The organism is uncultured Parabacteroides sp., assembly GCF_902493135.1.
Taxonomy (GTDB): Bacteria; Bacteroidota; Bacteroidia; order Bacteroidales; family Tannerellaceae; genus Parabacteroides.
The window spans coordinates 1-19607 of sequence record NZ_CABUOD010000007.1; the positions used below are offsets into that span (position 1 = coordinate 1).

Annotated in this window: 11 protein-coding genes; 10 read left to right on the top strand and 1 reads right to left on the bottom strand. The window is 51.2% G+C overall.

The window, feature by feature from the left end; translation table 11 throughout:
• Positions 1-514: 514 nt before the first annotated feature.
• The 10 genes from RDN79_RS04665 to RDN79_RS04710 all read left to right on the top strand — a co-directional run bounded on the left by RDN79_RS04665 (position 515) and on the right by RDN79_RS04710 (position 17776).
• Positions 515-2893, top strand: coding sequence for an ABC transporter permease (locus tag RDN79_RS04665; RefSeq protein ID WP_298547422.1), 2379 nt, complete (start codon positions 515-517; stop codon positions 2891-2893).
• 150 nt (positions 2894-3043) lie between these two features.
• Positions 3044-5410, top strand: coding sequence for an FtsX-like permease family protein (locus tag RDN79_RS04670; protein WP_298547419.1), 2367 nt, complete (start codon positions 3044-3046; stop codon positions 5408-5410).
• Positions 5411-5476: 66 nt separating this feature from the next.
• Positions 5477-7816 (top strand): ABC transporter permease, encoded by a 2340-nt coding sequence (locus tag RDN79_RS04675; protein ID WP_298547416.1) that lies wholly within the window; start codon positions 5477-5479, stop codon positions 7814-7816.
• Between the two features lie 123 nt (positions 7817-7939).
• On the top strand, positions 7940-8431 hold the full coding sequence (locus tag RDN79_RS04680; protein ID WP_298547414.1) for an RNA polymerase sigma factor: 492 nt from the start codon (positions 7940-7942) through the stop codon (positions 8429-8431).
• Between the two features lie 4 nt (positions 8432-8435).
• Positions 8436-9002 carry a hypothetical protein gene (locus RDN79_RS04685; RefSeq protein ID WP_298547412.1) on the top strand — a complete coding sequence of 189 codons (567 nt, stop codon included), beginning with the start codon at positions 8436-8438 and terminating at the stop codon, positions 9000-9002.
• A 9-nt stretch (positions 9003-9011) separates the two neighbouring features.
• On the top strand, positions 9012-9476 hold the full coding sequence (locus RDN79_RS04690) for a DUF5024 domain-containing protein (RefSeq protein WP_298547410.1): 465 nt from the start codon (positions 9012-9014) through the stop codon (positions 9474-9476).
• Between the two features lie 183 nt (positions 9477-9659).
• Positions 9660-10340: an ABC transporter ATP-binding protein gene (locus RDN79_RS04695; protein WP_293672642.1), complete on the top strand. Its 681-nt coding sequence runs from the start codon at positions 9660-9662 to the stop codon at positions 10338-10340.
• Positions 10341-10463: 123 nt separating this feature from the next.
• Complete coding sequence (locus RDN79_RS04700) at positions 10464-12794, top strand: ABC transporter permease (RefSeq protein WP_298547407.1); 2331 nt, start codon at positions 10464-10466, stop codon at positions 12792-12794.
• Positions 12795-12972: 178 nt separating this feature from the next.
• Positions 12973-15336 (top strand): ABC transporter permease, encoded by a 2364-nt coding sequence (locus RDN79_RS04705; RefSeq protein WP_298547405.1) that lies wholly within the window; start codon positions 12973-12975, stop codon positions 15334-15336.
• 58 nt (positions 15337-15394) lie between these two features.
• Positions 15395-17776, top strand: a complete 2382-nt coding sequence (locus RDN79_RS04710) for an ABC transporter permease (RefSeq protein WP_298547403.1) — start codon at positions 15395-15397, stop codon at positions 17774-17776.
• Positions 17777-17932: 156 nt separating this feature from the next.
• Here the strand turns inward: RDN79_RS04710 and RDN79_RS19045 are convergent, their stop codons facing one another.
• Positions 17933-18913, bottom strand: coding sequence for a sensor histidine kinase (locus RDN79_RS19045; RefSeq protein ID WP_374044482.1), 981 nt, complete (start codon positions 18911-18913; stop codon positions 17933-17935).
• Positions 18914-19607 lie beyond the last annotated feature (694 nt).

Genomic DNA, 19607 nt, shown 5'->3' on the forward strand with positions numbered 1-19607 from the left:
ACTTATAATATAGACTTTTATTTTTTAAGCTGTGCTCTTTTATTAATTAAATACACAAAAAGTAACCATACAGCAAAAGTGAACAAGACCCTTTGAAATTTCCCTTGCGGATAATATTTATTAATAATCTTATACATCGTATAACGCTGATTATCAATGGTGCTTAAAAATGCTCATTTTAGAGGGGTTATTGTATTTCCGTTAGTCGGTTAATCTATTTTCTTCATACAACAAAGATATAAATTAACCTCAGCTTTTTTCTTTACGCAAACTTAGAGTTGATTTTTTATTGTAATCGAGTAGTGTTGACTCCGGTTCCAGAAGTGTTATTTGTATGCTGTCTGGTCTTTCGTGTACTGTCCAATATTTATACATCGATGTCCAATAATTAGACACTCTGATGGTTTGCCTTAATGTGTATTTGTTTGATTATTACATTTTTAGTCCGTTTGGCATACTTTTTGAATATATTTCATTATAATAATGTATAGTGAAATCAAAAAAAACTACAAATATGAAAAACTTGACAATTGCTGTCCACTCGCTTTTTAGAAAAGGGAGACACAATGGAATTAAGATTTTATCATTGGGAGTTGGCCTTGCCATGGGGTTGGTGTTGATTGCCAAGGTTTGTTTCGAATTGTCTTATGACGATTTTTATCCGGATGGAGATCGTATTTACCAGATACGGGAAAATATGGAATTGGGTGAAAAGAAGTTGGAAGATGGAGATCATGTCAGTGGAGGTATTGCTCCAGGTATGAAAGCAGAGGTTCCGGGAGTCGTTGCTGCCACTCGCGGTCAACAATTGGGGGAATGTGTGTGTTTTACATCGGACAAGAATCGGTATGAAGGCGACTTTATTATGGCGGACGAATGCTTTTTCGATGTTTTGCCGCGTAAGGTGTTGGTAGGAAATGCGAAGGAAATACTTTCGAGACCTTCATATGCACTTGTCTCCGAAAGTATGGCTGAGAAGATCGGTCAGGGAAAAGATGTTGTCGGGATGACATTCGAAATTATCAATTTTCCCGGTAAGAAAATCAATATCGGAGGTGTATTTGAAGATGTTCCTGAAAATTCGCACCTGAGATATGATGTGATGCTTTCACTTTGCTCCAATAAAGAAGTTAGGGGATGGAGCAATGAAGAGGGGTGGTTTGGTGCTGATAGCTATAAGGCTTATGTTAAAGTGCAACCCGGATTGGAGCAAGCCAGCCTTGAAGCTGAAATGGCAAAAATGCTGGATCGGCATGTCCCTTCTGAAAAATTGGAGGAAATGGGGCTTGAATATAGTTTGACGCTGAAACCCTTAAAAGAAGTTTATGCTACTTCTTCTGCGGTGAAAGGAATGGCTGTGATGCTGTTGTTGATCGCGTTTGCCATACTGTTTGCCGCTTTGATGAATTATATACTGTTGGTGATTTCATCGTTGGTGACACGTTCGAAAGATGTTGCTGTTCATAAATGCTACGGCGCTTCCACTTGGAATATTTCGGATATGATTTTCTCTGAAGCGTTTCTGAATCTTATGGTATCTCTGATTGTTTCCGCCCTTTTGATACTTGCTTTTCGCGGGATGGTCGAAGAGCTGTTGGGAGCATCGTTAGGAGGATTGTTCACGGTTCAAACCGTTTTACTTTTGGCGGGTGTTTGTGTACTGGTATTTTTGTTTGCAGGCTTGCTTCCTTCCCTGCTTTTTTCGCGGATACCGGTTGCTGCCGCTTTCCGTTCCTATAGGGAATCGCGACGGATTTGGAAGAAGGTGTTATTGTTCATCCAGTTTATTGCAGTCGGCTTTTTGGTAACCCTGTTATTGATTATCGGTTTGCAGTATCACCGGATGGTAACGGATGATCCGGGTTATTCGTATGACCGGGTTATCTATTCAAGCATTCCGGGCGTGAACGGCACTGCAATACAGACGGTGATGGATGAATTGGCTAAATTGCCGGAAGTGAAGTCCGTCGCAGCTTCTAACAGGTTACCGATCGAGTCTGGTAACGGCAATATGATTTTTCGTCAAGGAGGGGATGATGCCATCTTGCATATTTCGGATATGGGATATGTAAATGCTGATTATATTCCTTTAATGAACATTAAAGTTATTGAAGGAAAAGCCTTTGACCGTTCGTATTCGGATTCGGCACGTGTGGCTATGGTTAGCCGGACAACGGCGGAAAAACTCGCGCTTATATTGGATTGGAAAGAGGGGGTTGTCGGGAAAAAGATATACCTGAGCGGACATGGGATGCCGAACGATTTTGAGATTCTTGGAGTGTATGATGATATTCGTGTCGGTGCCATCAGTTCGGAAATTATGTCTCCGACAGTCCTGTTTTATTCAAGTCAACCGGGGCGCATGGTCTCTGTCAAATTACATAAAGAACTGACAGTCGAAAATATGAAACTTGTCGAGAATACCCTGAAAAATCTTCTTCCCGATAAAGACATAACCATAGCGTCGTATGATGTAAGTATAAAGAATCTGTATTCCGAGTCCCGTCTGTTCCGTAATTCCATCATGTTGGGAGGTATTGTAACATTCCTGATCACCCTGATCGGATTGATCGGTTATATTTCGGACGAGACGAATCGCCGCAGCAAAGAGATAGCGATCCGGAAGATAAACGGGGCGACAGTCGGTAATATCTTGGTGATAATCTCGAAAGATGTGCTCTATATGGCTGTTCCGGCTGTGATATTCGGGGTGATCGGTTCGTATATAATGGGAGAAAATTGGTTGCAGCAGTTCTCTGAAAAGATACCGTTGAGCGTGTTTATCTTTGTTGGCAGCGCATTGGCGATCTGGCTGTTGGTGTTGGTAACGGTCGTACTGCGCACCTGGGAGATTGCCAATGATAATCCGGTTAACAGCCTGAAATCCGAATAAAATTTCAAGTGTCTAATTATTGTACACCATTGTCAAATAATTGGACACTTTTAAAAAGTGATAGTGTCTTTATCTGTCTGTATTATAGGTTGTTGATCCTTTTGGCACGCTTTTTGAACTTTAATGGGCAGAATATAATAAATACACGATATGAAAAATTTGAACATAGCATTACGTTCGCTTTTTAAGAAAGGCAGAAGTAACGGGATAAAGATCTTATCCTTGGGAGTCGGATTGGCGATGGGACTTGTCCTGATATCGAAAGTTTGTTTTGAACGTTCGTTTGATAAGTTTTATCCGGACAGCGACCGCATTTACCGGTTGCACGAAAACATTATCCGGGATGGTGAATATAAGTCTTACGGACAGGTGAGCGGAGGTGTGGCCACAGCCATGCAGGTCGAGATACCGGAGGTTGAAAAAGCAACCCGTCTGACTTATATCGGGGGAGACAAGGAGTTGTTTAAGACAAAGGATGGAAACCGTTACTCCGCCCGCTATGTCATGATGGGCGATACGAATGTTTTCGATCTCTTGCCGCGTCCTATCCTGATCGGTGATCCGAAAGAGACTTTGTCCCGTCCGGGATACGTCATGATCTCGAATCGCATCGCCAAACTGTTGGGAGGTGCCGAACAGGCTCTGAACAAGGAATTCGAATTTGAATCCAGTCCGGGACAAACCTATACGATAGGCGGCGTGTTTGAAGATGTACCTGAAAATTCCCACTTGCGTTTTGAGATTGTCGCATCTTTGGAAGGCATGAGCAAATGGAGCCGCGAAAACTGGCTGGGGAATGACCGCTATCTGGGGTATGTAAAACTTTATCCCGGCACTGATCCGGAAAGCCTGACGACTGCCATTCGCGAAATGCAGGGACGGCATTGCGATCTGGAAGAGGTGAAAAAAGCGGGGATCGATTTGACTTATAGCTTGGTTCCGTTGATGGACATGCACAGTAACAGCGACGAGGTGAAGAGCATGAATTCCCTGTTGGGCTTCCTGGCTTTTGTACTCATTTTTACGGCTGCGATGAATTATGTGCTTATCGTGATTTCCACGCTGATCAACCGGACCAAAGAGGTGGCTGTCCATAAATGTTACGGGGCTTCGGATAAGAACCTGTTCGGCATGATCATGTCGGAGACGTGTTTGCACATGCTGATTTCTTTGCTGCTTGCCGCTTTTCTGATCGTTTTGTTCCGTACGAAAACGGAAGAACTGTTAGGGGCTACGTTGGGGGCATTGTTCTCGACACAGACCATTGTGATACTGATAGGAGTCTGCATCGTGATCTTTTTCATTACCGGCTTGATCCCGACCTATATGTTCCTGCGCATTCCGGTGGCTGCCGCATTCCGCAATTTTAAGGAATCCCGCAGGTACTGGAAACTTTGCCTGCTGTTCATACAGTTTTTGGCGACAGCCTATCTGGTGGCGTTATTGTCGGTGATCAATAAGCAATATGACTATATGGTGAATGTCGATCCCGGATATGCCTATGAGAAACTGGCTTATTGCTCGACACAGGGAGTGGAAGAATCCGTCCGTAATACGGCCATCGAGGAATTGCGCAAGATACCCGAAGTTGACAAAGTTTCTGCCTGCTATGACCTGCCGATTTCAGGGATGTCGGGAAATAATGTTTCACTTCCCGGAGAAGACCGCGAACTGTTCAACATTGCTGATATGTATTGGGTAAAGGATGATTTCTTTTCCTTGATGGAGATTCCGGTTATCGAAGGAGAGGTGTTCCGTTCTGACGGGTCGGCTTCGAACAAGGTGATGGTCAGCCGCTCTTTTGTAAAGAAGATGGAGCAGGTGGCTGGCTGGACCGGGAGTGCGATTGGCAAGAATGTTATAATTACGGAACATAGCCATAATGGAGAGCCGTTTACCATCTGCGGTGTGTATGACGATGTTTGTATCGGCAGTACCGGTAATCCGGATACACGCCCGACCGTCCTGTTCTATGATAAGTATGCACCGATGATCCTGATCAAATTCCATGAGATGTCTCCGGAGAATATAAAAAAGGTACAAAAGGTGCTGGAAGATATGATGCCCGACCGAAATGTTACGGTGACGGCTTATTATATGGATATGATAGACCTGTATAAGGATTCCCGCACGTTCCGCGACTCGGTTATGATCGGGGGTATCGTGACGTTGATTATCGCTTTGATCGGCCTGTTAGGATATACCAGCGACGAAACGAACCGCCGTGGACGCGAAATTGCGATTCGTAAAGTGAATGGGGCGACGGCATGGGATATTTTGAAGATGATTTCGAAAGACATTTCCTATATTGCGATTCCCGCCATCGTGATCGGCATGACGGTCGCCTACTATTCCGGTACGGGATGGTTGGAGAAATTTACGGAAAAGGCGCCTATCGGATTCTTCATCTTCCTGGCCGGAGCGATGATGGTCTATGTGTTGATCGTCGCTTGTATCCTGTACCGTGCATGGGCCGTGTCGAATGCTAATCCGGTCGAGAGCTTGAAGTCGGAATAGATATTCGGCGGGATGTTAGGATTGCCGGATCGGGGTGTCTTTATATCATAGATAATATATTCAGTTATGAAACAACTATTTTATACAATCAGCTATTTGAAGAACGCGTGGGGGAATAATCTGATCAAGGTTTTCACCCTGACGTTGGGGTTGGCGATCGGTTTGATCCTGTTTGCCCGTATCGCGTTCGATGTGAGTTATGATAAGTTCCTGCCGGATGTGGAGAACATTTATCAGGTGCAAATGATCTATACGACCGGGGTAGGGACCGAGACCTCCCATTCGACCGAGCAAAGCTATTCGTTCCAGCCGATAGCTCCGACCATGCCGCTCGAAATACCGGGCGTGGTGGCCGGGACCAGCACGACCGGAAACGGGGAACGAGTGATATTCGAAGAGGAAAACCGCTATGCGGTCCGGGGCATTATGGCCGATACGATGTTCTTCAAGACTTTGCCGCTCAAAATCCTTTCGGGTGACGAGATGGGATTGAAGACTGGCGGTAACGTGTTTCTCTCCGAGTCGCTTTCACGCCGTATTTTCAAAGGTGAAGACCCGATCGGAAAGATACTTTTCGGTGACAAAAGGCACCGGTCGGTTCTAACGGTGGTCGGGACGTTCGAGGATGTGCCCGAAAACTCGCATCTCGATTTCGATATCATCTATTCGATAGCCGACAACAGCCGCAACAGTTGGGACGGGGGAGACGGCTATGTCGGATATGTCCGCCTGCAAGCGAACGCCGACCTGAAGGAGATCAATGAAAAAGCGATTCCCGCCATGTTGGAACGGCACATGGACCGCGAGTCCATGAAGAAAAACGGGTATATGTTCGATTGTTATCTGAAGCCGGTCACGACGCTGCATACGGACAATAAGGAAACGAAACTGACGCTGCTCGTCCTGTCCATTTTGGCGACATTGATCTTGGTGTCCGTTTCGTTGAACTATGTGATGATGTCCATTTCCTCCCTGGCCACCCGCTCCCGTACGATGGCGATCTATAAAAGCAACGGGGCCAGTTCGGGCAATATCTTCATGATGAATTTGTCCGAGACGGTGATCCTGATCCTGGTTTCGCTGGTTTGTACGGTGTTGCTGATCCTGGCCGGAGAGGATTGGATTACGGAGTTGACAGGAGTGACGCTCGGTTCGCTTTTTGCCGGACGCCAGTTGCTGCTATCACTGGGACTGGTCCTGTTGGTGGTGTTGCTTTCGGGCGTTGTGCCGGCCCGTATTTTCTCGGCTATCCCCGTGACGCAGGCGTTCCGTTTCTATAACTATAGCAAGCGGGGTTGGAAGCAGGGTTTGCTGGGTGTCCAGATAGCGTGTGCCGCTTTCATGTTGATGTTCTTGGCGATTATCCTGATGCAGTATGACCGGATTTTGGACAAGGACATGGGCTATCAGCCGGACAATCTGGTGTTTTGCAATCTCGACAGCATACCGGCTGCCCGGCAGGAGATGGTAAGGACGGAGTTGATGCGTTCTCCGGAGATCGAGAATATCACGTATTCCGGACAGTTGGTCTGCAACTTTTTCAGCGGTACGCCTCTTATCGATCCGGAGACACAGGAGGCATTGACCACTTTGCGCTTTGAGTTTGCCGACTCCTGCTATGTCAAAACATTAGGCTTGACTATCATGCAGGGCGGGAATATCCCGACACGTCTTGGCGGAGATCCGATTCCGGCTTTGGTCAACAAACGTTTCCTGGAAGTCCTGCGCTGGGAAGGCAATCCGGTCGGCAAGGTCTACAAATGCAAAGGGCTGTTTGATGTCGTGATATCGGGTGTGTTGGATGATTTTATCGTCGGCTCGGCCTTTACCCCGCAGACCCCGGTCGTGATCGTCGGGTTGGGTGGCTGGAACTCTTTCTATATGAACATCCGCCTTCGCGAGATGTCTCCCGAATCTTTCACGATGTTGGAAAACCGCCTGCGCGAGTTGCTGCCGGACCAGGATATCGTGCTGACTACCTATCGCGACAAGCTGCATGAGTCGTATCGCGACACCGAGCGTTTCCGCAATTCGGTAGCAGTGGCGGCCGTTTTCATGCTGCTGATTACGCTGATGGGGCTTGTCGGCTATGTCTCGGACGAGATACGCAGGCGCAGCAAGGAGATCGCGATCCGCAAGGTGAACGGGGCGACGGCGGGCGATGTGCTGAAGTTGTTGTTGCACAATATCCTCATGATCGGTCTGCCGGCTGTCATGATCGGTTTGGCCGGCACGTATCTGGCAGGCGGCAAGTGGCTGGAGAATTTCCCCGAAAAGATATCGTTGAACGTCTTCATCTTTATCCTGGGCGGTTTGGCGTTGCTGGCCGTGATCGGATTCTGCGTCGTACTCCGTTCCTGGTATGTGGCGAACGAGAATCCGGTGAAAAGCATAAAATCGGAATAAACCGGGACCTTGTTTGCCCGGCAGGTGAATCGGAAGTACCCGGTAGGTGAGTCGAAATGCCTGCCGGGTATTTTTTTCAATCCTCATGTTACGTTTGTCCGGGTGGCGTGTCTTTTAAATAGAATGGAACAAGAACAGTTTAAAATAGAAGTCGTACCGCTCAGGGGGAAGTTGTCGGGATGCGCCCGCCGCTTGCTGGATGACCCGCAGGAGGTGGAGGATGTCGTGCAGGAGGTTTTCCTGAAGATGTGGTATATCCGCGATGAACTCGAACGCTACGACAGCGTGGAGGCGCTTGCCGTGCAGATCACGAAACATCTTTGCCTGAACCGTCTCCGGGCGTTCCAGTACAGGCCGGAAAAGTTGTCCGGCTCGGCGATGCTTGCGGCAGACGATGATCCGTATATCGCGTTGGAGCAGAAAGACAGTGTCAGCCAGGTGATGCATATCATGGAGCAGCTTCCCGGCCTCCAGCAGACGATACTTCGGATGAAGCATGTCGACGGCTTCGAAGTAAAGGAGATTGCCGAATTGACCGGCAGTACGCCCGAAGCTGTCCGGATGAACCTCTCGCGTGCACGTAAAAAAGTCAGGGACCTATTCTTACAAATGTAACAAGATGAAAGCAGACGAATATACCAATATCGAGAACCTGTTGGAACGTTTCTTCGAAGGGGAAACCACCAACGTCGAGGAGCAGGAGCTATATGCCTTCTTCGCCCGCCCGGATTTGCCGGAGCATTTGAAAACCTACCGTCCGGTATTCGGTTTTTTTGAAACCGGGATCGTCCGGGAGGTGGAAGAGGGGCGGAACCCTCCGAAGCCGGTCCGCAAAGTCCCTTTTTTTAAGAGGTGGATAGGGATAGGAGGAGCGGTGGCCGCTTCTTTGTTGCTGTTCTTATTCTTGAACAAGGAAGACGGCGGCAAGGAAGAGGAGTTCAACCCCTATGCCGGCAGCTACATCATCAGGGGCGGAGTGAAGACGGAGATACCCGAAGCGGTGGCGCGGGAACTGGACGAGGTGATCCGGCAGGCGGAAAAGAAACAGTACGAGAAGGAACGGCTGGCGCTGCGTTCTTTGCGGCAGTACGAGAAAACAATGGATAATATCCAAACGAAAGAGGACGAGGTCGAACGGTTCGAATCGGATGTGGAGAGATTGGAAAGGAAATATAAAGACAAATAGTGAAAAAGTATGAAAACAAGAAATCTTATTTTGACAGCCGCCCTGTTGGTGACGGGGAGCTGGGCTGGCGATCTGCTGGCACAGGCGAATTTGAATGCATTGATGAAAAAATGCGAGTCGATGGAAAAGGTGAGTGTCGACGTGATCTACGACAAGGACCGGAAAACAAAAAAACCGGTGAAGGAAGTGACCACGATCACATTCTCGAAAAAGGACAATCCGAAATTGCTGGACGAGTTTCTCAACGCCTTCAGGAAGGACAAGGAAGCCGCCTATAAGGTGATCGAATCGAAAACCGACGGCAAGGTCATGCCCTCTTTCTACCGCTTTGCAGTCGGAACTTCGGACATCTCTTTTTCGTTGGATGATTTGGACAAAAAGTTCAAAGGGAACGAATATCTGCTGCGGAACGGAGAAATACAGGTGACGAAGATCGAACGTTTCGACTTCAAAGAGGAGAGCGAATGGGGATAAATTTCTTCGCGGTTGCTTCCTGCGAGTGTCCAATATCTTTACACCACTGTCCAAAAATTAGACACTCGCGGAAAATATCGAAATAGTTAGGATGCTGTAAATAAATAATTTATGTACTTTGGCACGCTGTTTGCCTATAAGTAGGCAAGAAAAGATGAAATATCAATAAAAACAGATACAGTCATGATTAAAATTGAAGGATTAAGTAAGTTTTTCCGTACGGAAGAGGTAGAAACGATTGCATTGAACGGCGTGTCGATGGAAGTGAAGGACGGTGAGTTTGTGGCCATCATGGGCCCTTCCGGTTGTGGCAAGTCCACTTTGCTGAATATCTTGGGTTTGCTGGACAACCCGACATCGGGTGACTATTACCTGGCAGACAAGGAAGTCGGCCACCTGAAAGAAAAAGAACGTACGCAGGTACGTAAAGGAAATATCGGTTTCGTGTTCCAGAGTTTCAACCTGATCGACGAACTGAACGTATTTGAGAACGTGGAGTTGCCGCTTACCTACCTCAAGGTGAAGGCAAGCGAACGCAAACAGATGGTCAACGACATCCTGAAACGCATGAACATCAGCCACCGCGCCAGCCACTTCCCGCAGCAGCTCTCCGGAGGACAGCAACAGCGTGTCGCCATCGCCCGCGCCGTCGTTTCGAACCCGAAGATCATCCTCGCCGATGAGCCGACCGGTAATCTGGACTCCAAGAACGGCGCCGAAGTGATGCAGCTCCTGACCGAACTGAACAAAGAAGGGACCACCATTGTTATGGTAACACACTCCAAACACGACGCGAGCTTCGCCCACCGGGTGATCAACCTGTTCGACGGCAGCATCGTATCGTCCGTAAGTGAATTCATTTAATTTTTGTAAGTAACACATAGACACATTCAATTGTTTTTTGCGGATATATCCGGCTTGGGAAAGTCGGATATGTCCTTTTCTGAGATATGGATATGGAGTGATGAATTATAAATGGAATACACTATGAACAATCTGTTAAATATAAAATCTTTCCTGAAGTTCCTGAGCAGGAACAAAGGATATACGGCGATCGACGTCTTCGGGCTGTCCGTTTCGCTGATGTTCGTGATCCTGATCGCGGTGTATGTGGAACGGGAGTTGAACATCGACAAACAGCAAGCGAATTACGAGCGGATCGTCACCGTCGGCAATGAAATATTCCTGGAATCGGCCGTTCCCGTCCCTTATTGGTTGGAGGAACGGTATCCGGAGATCGAGAAAGTCTGCCCGGTCGTCATAGACCAGGGGAAGAATAAACAAATTCTTTATGGAGACAAGAAGTTGACGGGCGATATCGTGTATGCGGATTCGACGTTCTTCGACCTCTTTTCGTTCAAGGTGCTCGATGGCGACCGCGACCGGCTTTTGGATGATCCCTACAGCGCGGTTGTTTCGGAAAGCTTTGCCCGGAAGGCCTTCGGTACCGACACACCGATCGGGAAGACCTTGCACATCAACGATTCGACCAATGTCACGGTGACCGGCATCATGGAAGACATCAACCGTTCGGTGATTCCGAGCACGGACCTGTTAGTGCGTATCGAGCGGGTGTCGGAGTTCAACCAGTCGTTGTCGAAGACGAATCCGGGCAACGCCGGCTCGTGCGTCTCGTTCCTGTTGCTGAAGCCGGGGATGGACTTGAAGGCCCGGACAGACGAAATAATGAGCTTTTTCAAGGAGCGGTATTGGCTTTACAAGATGGAATTTGCAAAGGAGGTGCGCGTCGTCCCGCTTTCGGAGATCTATTTCGGAAACACGGAGTCGCACAGCTTGAACCAGGGCGACAGGCGCTTTTCATTGGTCCTGATGTCCGTCGGCATCCTGATCCTGATTTTCGCGATCATCAACTATATCAACCTGACGGTGGCACAGGCCGGGCAGCGGGCGAAGGAGATGGCGACCCGCCGCCTCTTGGGTTCTTCGCGTGTGGAACTGTTCCTGCAGTTGATGCTGGAGGCCACCTTCCTGACAGTCGTTTCGTTTGCCATCGGGCTGTTGCTCGCCAAGGCGGCGCTGCCGTTTGCCAATGACCTGCTGCAGGTGCGGCTGACGTTCGACGTGTTGGCGACGCCGCTCTGGATGGGGGCGATCCTCCTGTTTATCGTGCTGACGGGCGCCTTGTCGGGATTGCTTCCGGCCGTGATGATCTCATCGGCCAAGCCGATCGACGTGGTGCGCGGGACGTTCCGCCGGCAGACGAAGATGGTGTTCAGCAAGTTCTTCATCACGTTCCAGAATGTGATCACGATCGCCATGATCACCGCTTCGCTGACGATGTACCTCCAGATCGACCATCTGATCCATGCACCGTTGGGCTACAACACGACGAACATCATCGAATCGGAAAACTCTTTCCGTACGGAGAGCGAGATGGAACGGGCGGAAGATCTGTTGCGCCAGCTTCCGATGGTCAAAGCTGTCGGCCACAGCAACGGGACGCCTTCGAGCGGGACGAACAACCTGAGCGGGATATACGAAGGCAAATCGCTCAGTTTCCAGCAGGTGCAGGTCGACAGCGCCGCTTTCCATATCTTCGGTTTCGAGATCAAGTCGGACAACCGGTTGGCCGATGCCGACGGAGGCTGGTACCTGAACGAACTGGCCTTTAAGCAGATGGAATTGCCGGAAGATGCCCCTTCTTTCAAGATGAACGAAGATATGAAGCCTATCTTAGGGGTGATCCGTGATTTCCAGTTGAGAGACATCACGCAGGAAAATTCGCCGGTGATGTTCCGTTTCCGGAAGACGGAGTCGGGCTGGTGGCCGTGGAGCTACGTGATCGAGGTGCAGGGCGATCCGATGAAGGCGTACGAGTCGGTGCGCAAGGTCTTCGAGGAGGTGGCGGGCGTTCCTTTCGAAGGGCAGTTTATCGACCAAGGCATCCAGGAGCATTTCGAGTCGCAGATCCGTCTGACCAAGATCGTGGTGATCTTCGCCTGCATTGCGATCCTGATCTCGCTGTTGGGGCTGTTGGCGATGTCGACCTATTTCATCCAGCAACGCTCGCAGGAGGTGGCGATCCGCAAGGTGTTCGGTTCGGACAACCGCGGGATCCTGGTACGCCTCGTCGGCACCTTCCTGACGTATGTCGGGATCGCGTTCGTGATCGCGACGCCGCTGAGCTGGTATTTCATGCGGCAATGGCTGGCGGACTACAGCTACCGGATCACGCTCACGCCGCTGATCTTCATCGCCGCCGGATTGTTCTGCCTCATCATCTCCTTCTTGGCGGTATTCTTCCAGAGCTGGCATGCGGCAAATGAGAATCCGGTGAACAGCGTGAAGAACAATTGAAAAATCGGGAAGACAGGGGGCGGTGGCGCGGAACTGTCAAAATCTTGGACACACCTGTCTATAATTTTGACAGACGTAGAATGAAACTGTTTTGGTATAATATTGTTGTTCAGCTGTTTAGCTCTAATGGCATAATTTTTGCATAGTATTAGGCAAATAAAAACAAATACAATCAGTGATGAAAACACTTATGCGTAATTTCATGAGTATTATCAGGCGATTTCAGATGGCCATGTTTCTGAATGTTGCCGGACTTTCCGTTGCCTTTGCCGCTTTTCTGGTGATTATGATGCAGATCGAATATGAGCGCAACTTCGACCGTTGCCATCCGACGGCCGACCGGATTGTCCGCCTGGACAGGCAGCAGATGGAGGAGGATATGTTTGCCCCTATTCTGCCCCGTGCCTTTGCGGATGCCGTCTACCGGTCGTCGCCCCATATCGAGGCGGCCACGCTGCTGACCATCGATTACCGTAGGCAATACATGACCGTCGGGGAGGAGAACGGGCGGGAAGGGTTCACCGAATTGTTGAGAGGTTGCTATCCCGGCCTGGCTGAGGTGTTCGGCTTTACGATCATCGACGGGGATGCGCGTTGCCTGGAACAACCCGAAATGGCCATGATGCCGGAAAGCATGGCGCGGCGGATGTTCGGCGAAACGTCGGCCATCGGGAAGAGGCTGCATCTGGAGGAACGGGTTTATTTTAAAGGAGACGTTCGCGACCTGACGGTCGGAGCGGTCTATCGGGATTTTCCGGGGAACACGCAGTTGGATAATTGCCTGTACACGCGGGTGAACAAGATGTTTGAGAATGATTGGACTTCCCAGAATTTTATCGGCTATATGCTGCTCGACAGTCCCGACGCGCGGCAGGTGGTGGAAGACAACTTCAACCAATCGTTCGATTTCAAAGGGCATGGTTGTGATGAGGGCACTCGGATAGAACTGGTTCCGTTGACGGACATTTATTATATGCCGGGGCAGTTGCCGGACTTTTTCGAATGCGGGAATGCCGGTACGGTACGCCTGCTTTTCTTCGTCGCCTTGCTGGTCATTGCGATTGCGGGGATCAATTTTACCAATTTCAGCACGTCGCTCGCTCCGATACGAATGAGAAGCATCAATACGCAGAAGGTGTTAGGCAGTTCGGTTGCCGAATTGCGCCGGTCGTTGGTGGGCGAGGCGGTCTGCATCAGCGTGCTGGCCTCACTCGTCGCTTTCCTGCTTGTTTTCTTGTTGAACAGATCGCAGTGGCTGTCGTTTGTCGAGGCTGATACGTTGCTTCAGAACCATCTGCCGTTGATGGGCGGCATGCTGCTGGTCGCCGTGCTGGTCGGGGTGGTGGCAGGCGCCTATCCGGCCTGGTATATGACCTCTTTTCCGCCTGCATTGGTGTTGAAAGGCAGTTTTGGGCTGTCGCGGAGCGGACGGAGGATGCGCACGGTGTTGATCGGCTTCCAGTATATCGTCTCGATCGGTTTGATCGTCGGGGCGATGTTTGTGCAGTTGCAGAACAACTACATGCGCACGTTCAACTTAGGGTTCGACAAGGACCAGGTGGCGATCGTCGAACTGCCTCAAACGATCGCGAAGCAGCATAAGGATGTGTATGTCTCCAAATTGAAGGAATATGCGGGGATAGAAGATGTCGCTTTCGCCGCGTCGGTCATGGGCGGGTCGGATGCCTACTCGATGCTGCCGATGGAGTATGACGGAAAGGAGTTTTATACCTATATGATCCCCGTGTCGTGGAATTTTCTCCGGGTGATGGGAATCCCCGTTACCGAAGGGCGCGATTTCATGGAGGCGGATGCCAAAAGGGATTCGGTGGACACTTATATCTATAACCGTTCGGCTCGCGAACGTATGCAGATGGAGGTCGGGCACGAACTGTCCGGAAATGGCAACGGGTATATAGCCGGTTTCGCGGGCGATGTGCGGGCCGTTTCTTTTCGCAAGGAGGGGCCGGAGGCGGATGTGGCATTTGTCGTGAACGACTGGCCGATGCATGTTTCCTACATCCGCTTGAAAGGCGGCACGAATGTGGAGGAGGCGGTCGGGCATATTCGCCGTACCCTTTCGGACATCGATCCGGCTTACCCGTTCGACATCCGTTTCTATGACGATGTTTTCAATCACTTGTACCAGAAGGAACAATACCTGAAGATGATGATCAGCCTTTTCGGGCTGTTGGCCATCGTGATCTCGATCGTCGGCGTGTTCGGGATGGTGGTCTTCGAGACGCAGTACAGGCGCAAGGAGATCGGCATCCGCAAAGTGCACGGGGCGACGGTAGGGGAGATCTTGGCGATGTTCAACTTGTTTTACCTGCGTATCGTGGCGGTCTGCTTCGTCATTGCCGCACCGCTCGCGTGGTACGGTGTACAGAAGTGGCTGGAGAATTTCTCTTCCCGCACGCCGGTTTACTGGTGGACGTTCGCCCTCGCCTTCTTAGTGGTGGCCTTAGTCACCGCCCTGACCGTCACCTACCAGAATTGGCAGGCGGCGAATGCGAATCCGGTGGATAGCGTGAAGGAATAGTTACTTTTGGATCAAGCCAAAAGTAACATATAATATAAGAATTAAAAATAAAATAGTGATGAAAACACTTTTACGCAACTTCCTGAGCGTCCTCAGACGTTTCCGGATGGCGGCCGGGCTGAATGTCATAGGCCTGTCTGTTGCCTTTACAGCATTCTTGGTGATTATGATGCAGGTGGACTACGACCGGCGTTTCGACCGTTGCCATCCGAAGGCGGGGCGGATCTTCCTGGCCGAACTCTGCGACAGTGTGATGGCGAACGGACGCGTGATCTATCCCGGCGCTTTTCCCGACGTGCTGATCGCCTCTTCTCCCCATATCGAGGCGGGGACGATGATCACTCCATATGACAAACGGAACTACCTCTCGGTAGGCGAGGGGAGCGAGGCGGAAGGTTTTCGCGAGAAGGTGACGACTTGCCATCCCGCCATCGTGGATGTGTTCGGGTTCTCTTTTGTCGAAGGGGACAAGGATTGCCTTGCCGATCCCGAAAAGGCGATTATCCCGGAGAGCATGGCACGGCGGATGTTCGGAGGCGAACCGGCTGTAGGGCGGCAGATCCATTTCAAGGAGAACGTCTGGACGAAGGTGGGCCGCGACCTGACGGTGGGGGGCGTCTACCGCGATTTCCCGGAGAATACACAGCTGGGTAATACGATCTACTCCGCGATCGACGCCCCTTACCGCAAACCTACCGAGTGGGGCGGGTCGAACTGGCTCTGTTACTTGCTCCTCGATAGTCCCGAATCTGCCAGGGCGGTGGAGGACAATTTCAACCGGACGTTCGATTTCTCGCAAATCTGGGGATGCGAACATCTGCACCTCCGGTTGCTGCCGCTTGAAGATCTTCATTATATGAATATGCAGGACGTCTGGGGAAGCAGTCCGCTCAGGACGCAAAGCCCGGAGACGGTGCGCTTGCTTTTCCTCATTGCCTGGCTGATCCTGCTGATCGCGGCGGTCAATTACATGAATTTCAGTACGGCGCTTACCCCCATGCGCATCCGGAGCATCAACACGCAGAAGGTGTTGGGGAGCCCGGACGCGACGCTCCGCCTGTCATTGCTGGTGGAGGCGGCGGGGATTTGCCTGATGGCCTATCTCCTGGCGCTCGTCTGGGTCTGTTTGCTGGACAGGGGACAATACTTGTCGTTCGTGGAGGCGGATATCCGTCTGCTGTCGAACCTGCCGATTGTGCTGTGGACGGGGGCGATCGCTTTGGCGGTGGGTCTCCTGGCGGGTATCTATCCGGCCTGGTATATCACCTCTTTCCCGCCCGCGCTGGTGCTGAAAGGGAGTTTCGGGCTGTCGCGGAGCGGGCGGCGGTTGCGCACGGCGTTGATCGGATTCCAGTATATCGTCTCCGTCGCCTTGATTGTCGGGGCGTGCATCATCCAGTTGCAGAACTATTTCATGCGCCATTATGCGCTCGGGTTCGACCGTGACCAGATCATGATCACCGAGCTTAGCCGCGACCTGTGCACCCGGCACAAGGAGGCTTTTACCAACCAGTTGATGAAATATCCCGATATAGAAGGCGTTGCTTTCTCCGCCCAGAAGGTCGGGGGCGAGGATGCCTATTCGACGTACGAGTTTACGCACAAGGAAGAGGCTTTCCCCGGTTTCTTCCTGAATGTCTCCCCTTCGTTTCTCGATGTGATGGGGATCAGGGTGACGGATGGGAACGGTTTTTCGCCGTTGGACGACGAGGATGGCAATTTCCATTTTATATTCAACGAGACGGCTCGACGGGCGAACAATCTCGAAGTCGGGGAGATGATCGACATGGGGTGGGGACCGGGGCGGATCACCGGTTTCATAGGCGATGTGGCGCTGACTTCGCTCCGGGAAGAGGAACGGAACATCGCTTTCTGCGTCTCGCCCGGCAATGACTTCCAATGGTTGAGCTATGCCTATATCCGTCTCAGGGCGGGGGCGGATGTGACGAAGGCGGTCGAACGCCTTCGCGAGGTGGTGGCGGGGCTGGATGCTTCCTATCCGTTGGAGGTGGAGTTCTACGACGCGCTCTATAACCGGCTGTACCACCGCGAGGAGTTTGTGAAGAAGATGGTGACGGGGGCGAGCTTGCTGGCGATCCTGATCTCGGTCGTCGGTGTCTTCGGACTGGTGATCTTCGAGACGCAGTACCGGCGGCGGGAGATCGGCATCCGCAAGGTCTACGGGGCGACGGTGGCGGATATCCTGCTGATGTTTAACCGCAGGTATCTTATGATCGTCGTGGTCTGCTTCCTCCTTGCCACACCGGTCGCTTACCTCTCGGCCGCCGGCTGGCTCGAAAATTTCGCCTATCGTACGCCTGTCTACTGGTGGGTGTTCGCCTTGGCTTTCGGCGTCATCTTCCTCGTCACCTTCCTGACCGTCTCCTTCCAGAATTGGCGCACGGCGAATGAGAATCCGGTGGATAGCGTGAAGGAGTAGTGGAGGTGGGTCAAAACTCCTTGATCACGATCTTTTAGGCACGGATTTCACGGATTTACACGGATGAATTTATTCTCTTTCCGTGTAATCCGCGTAATCCGTGCCTAAATTATGTCTGTTGTAAACAGGATTTTCTTTTGACACACCTTCACGGAGTCAAATTCTCTTCTTTAAGGTAAAGAAGAATGCCATTCCTTTGCCCGACCCGCTCTTGGCGGAGATCTGTCCTTTGTGGAAGTTCACGCCGTTCTTGACGATGGAGAGTCCCAGGCCGGTCCCGCCGGCCTTGCGGCTACGGCCCTTGTCGACGCGGTAGAAGCGTTCGAAGATGCGGTTCACGTGCTCTTCCGCGACACCGACGCCGTCGTCCGAAAAGCTGAAGTAGTAGAACTTCGGGTCCTCCTTGTAGCAACTCACCGTGATACGGATGCCCTCGCCCGCATAGGCGATCGCATTGTCGTAGAGGTTGCGGAAGATCGAATAGAGCAGCGAATAGTTGCCAAAGACCGTCGGGTGACCCGGAAGGACCACCTCTGTCGTGATTTTCTTTTCCTCCATCTCCTTCGAGCATTCCTTCTCGATCTCGTCGACCAACTTTGGGATGCTTACTTCCGACAGCTCGAACATTTCGGATGCCTCGTCCAGGCGGTTCAACACCGAGATGTCGCGCAGCAGTCCCGTGAGCCGTGTGCTCTGCGAGTAACAGCGTTCGAGGAAGAACCGGCGCTTGTCGTCTGGCAGCTGCGGGTTGCTGATGATCGTTTCGAGGTAGCCCTGGATGCTGCTGACGGGCGTTTTCAGCTCGTGCGCCACGTTCTGCGTCAGTTGCCGTTTCATCCGGCTCTCTTCCTCCTGGCGGGAGATGTCGTGGATGGAGATCTCGTAGCTGTTGTCGAGGAACAGGATGCATTCGATCAGGAAGATCTTCCCGTTCTTGTCCACCGTGACCGATTCGCGCAGGACTTTCCGCTTGCGGTTCGTGCTTGGGATGTTCGTGGAGAGGAACAGGCGGATCGGCTCCAGTTCCGGGATGTCGACCGCGTCTTCCGACTGCCGTATCTGTAGGTCGGAAATCAGGTTCGCGAACTGTACGAACAGGATATTGGACAATATCTCCCTGCCTTCCGGCGTGAACATGGCGAAACCTTCCTTTGCGTACTGGAAATGCTTGATCAGCTTCTCGCGTTCCATCGAGAGTTCGTCCTTGGCTTTCTGCTGGCGGTGGTAAAGCCCGATGATGTTCTTCGATATGTCTCCGAGTTCGTCGTTGGGAAAGACATATTCGCTCTCCGGCAGGCGGCCTTTCTCCACATTCAGGGCGAAGTCGCGCAGTTTCGAGATCGTCCGCCCGATGCTGAACGTGAAGCGGGAGAGGACGAAGAAGAAGATCAGCGTCATCAACGCCATGAAGTAGATGAAATCTTTATCGATCGTCAGCACACGCTGCGTGTAGGGGTCCCAGGGAAGGGCGGAACGGTAGATATACCCGCCGATATTCGTCGCCGTGTAGAAATAGCGTTTGCCCGTTGAGTTGGACGAGCGGATGGCGAACCCTTCGTTGTAGAGGCGTGCCTTGCGCACCTCGCTGCGGTCGTTATGGTTGTTGAATTCTTCGGCGCCGCTGTTGTCGAACAGCACTTTCCCCGCCGGGTCGATGATGGTCACGCGGAGATCTTTTTGGGGGATGTCGCCGATGAACCGGTGGACCACCCGGCTGAGGTCCTCGGCCTCCTGCGCGCGGCGGAACAGCTGGTAGTTGTAATTTCCCAATACGCTATTCAACTTCTCCTGGGCAAACTCCCGCTCCCGCTGGTACTGGAACAGCAGGAAG